Source organism: Streptomyces sp. NPDC059092, from assembly GCF_042756365.1.
Taxonomy (GTDB): domain Bacteria; phylum Actinomycetota; class Actinomycetes; order Streptomycetales; family Streptomycetaceae; genus Streptomyces.
On the sequence record NZ_JBHZEJ010000152.1, the window covers coordinates 1 to 2,299 of the forward strand.

The 2,299-nt window shown below is 72.8% G+C and carries 1 protein-coding gene; it reads right to left on the bottom strand.

The genetic code is table 11. The features are described from left to right. The coding region (locus ACFXPL_RS37090) for a polyketide synthase dehydratase domain-containing protein (protein ID WP_384927581.1) at positions 1–2,299 on the bottom strand (2,299 nt) is incomplete at both ends.

The following is a 2,299-nucleotide window of genomic DNA, read 5'->3' on the forward strand; positions in this document are numbered from 1 at the left end:
TAAAACGCCGTCACAAACGCCACCGGCACCGACGCGGCCTCAACGAACGACCACCCCACCGGAACCCCCACCACCACCCGCTCATCCACCACCACCGTGGAGCGGAAACCCCCCTGCCAGATCCCCAGCACCCGGTCGCCGACCGCCACACCTGTCACGGCGGAGCCGACCCCGGTCACCACACCCGCACCCTCACTGCCCATCGGGGCGTTCTCCGCGTCGGGATACATGCCGAGCGAGATCAGCACGTCACGGAAGTTGAGTCCGACCGCCCGCAGCTCGACCCGTACCTCCCGCTCCCCCAGGATTCGGTCGGTGTGACCGGTGTCGTCGTCCGGCACCCGGGTCCAGGCGATGCCTTCGAGGGTGCCGTTCCCGGCATGGGTGAGATGCCGTTGCGCGGGGCGTTCCTCGACCGGTGCCGGGGCGGGTTCGTCGCGGACGAGTCGCGGTACGGAGACGTTCTCGCCCCGGACGGCGAGCTGCGGTTCGCCGGTGGACAGTGCCCGTAGCACGGTGTCGGGCGCCGTGCCTCGGGACTCCTTCCCGGGGGCGCCGAGCAGGTCGAGCAGGACGAAGCGGTCGGGGTGTTCGGTCTGTGCCGAGCGCACCAGGCCCCACACGGTTGCCGCCGCGAGTCCGTCCATCTTCTCGCCGCGCTCGACATGCACCGCGCCCCGGGTGACGAGCACCAACCGGGATGCCGCGAAACGCTCGTCGGCCAGCCACTGTTGTACGAGGTCGAGAGCGTGCCCGGCGGTGTGTTCGGCGGACGCGGCGACGTCGTCACCGGTCCCCGCGGGCAGGCCTGCCGCCACGTCCACCAGGACATGGCCGGGTGCCTTCAGTACCTGGCGCGTCAGACGCTCCTCCAGTGCCGTCAGGTCGGCACACCCGGCGTAGGGCGCATCCGACTCGGGCAGGCCGGCGAGCGGTTCGCCGAGCACCGCGACGCTCAGGGGCCCGCCCTTTCGTGCCGGCGTCTTCACGGCGCTCCAGGCCACCCGGTACGGCGCGGCGCCACTGCCGGTGGGCTCCGGGAAGCGTGCCTCGCTCAGCGGGCGGGTCACCAACCCGTCGGCCGACAGCACCGGCAGCCCTCCGGTGTCCGTGACCCGCACCGACAACCCGCCCTCGGCGGACGGAGCGAGTCGGACCCTGAGCCGGGTCGCTCCTGTGGCGTGCAGGGTGACGCCGGTCCACAGGAACGGCAGGCGTACGCCGTCCTCGCCGTCGGCGTCATCCGTGTCGTCCTCGCAGGCCAGCCAGGCGTGCAGGGCCGCGTCCAGCAGCGCGGGGTGGATACCGAAGCCCGCAGGGTCCGCCTCCGGCAGGGTTGCCTCGGCGAGCACCTCGCCGCCGGGACCGCGCCACACGTCCGTCAGGCCGCGGAACGCCGGTCCGTATGCAAGGCCCTTGTCGCCCAGTCGTTCGTACAGCCCCGCGATCTCCACGGGCTCTCCACCCGCCGGGGGCCATGTCTCCGGGCCGGTGGGCTCCGCGTGGGCGCCGCCGCTGGTCAGAGCGGCCCGCGCGTGCCGCACCCAGCCGTCGGGCAGCACGTCGGACGACGCGTCCTGCGGACGGGCGTGAACGTGCACCTCACGACTGCCGTCCTGGTCCGCCTTGCCCACGAGCACCTGTACGAGGGTCGCCTCGGTTCCGGTCAGGACCAGGGGCGCTTCGAGCGTCAACTCATCCACCCGGTCACAGCCGGCCGCTTCCGCCGCACGCAGCACCATGTCCAGCAGCGCCGTGCCCGGTACGACCACCCGGCCCTGTACGACATGGTCCCGCAGCCAGGGCTGGTCCGTCAGCGACAGGCTCCCCGTGAACAGGAATCCGCCGGTCCCGGGCATCGGTACACCGGTGTCGAGCAAGGCGTGCCCCGTCGCCTCCGTACCGTCCCGGCCTGCCGCCGGGCCGCGGGTGGCGACGCAGGACCCTGCCGCCCAGTAGCGCTTCCGCTGGAACGCGTACGTCGGCAACTCGGCCCGCCGTACGGGGGTCCCGTCGTACGACCGTGCCCACCGCACCGGTGCGCCGGTCACGAACACCTCGGCGACCGATCGCAACAGGCGTGCCCGGCCGCCCTCGTCGCGCCGCAGTGTGCCCACGACGGCCACGTCCACGCCCCGGTCCTCGGCCGTGGCCTGCACTCCGGTCGTCAGCACAGGGTGAGGGCTGACCTCCACGAACCGTCGGAAGCCGTCGGCGGTCAGCTCGCGTACGGCTTCCTCGAAACGGACGGGCCGGCGGAGGTTGCGCACCCAGTAGGCGGCGTCCGGCACCTCGTCCC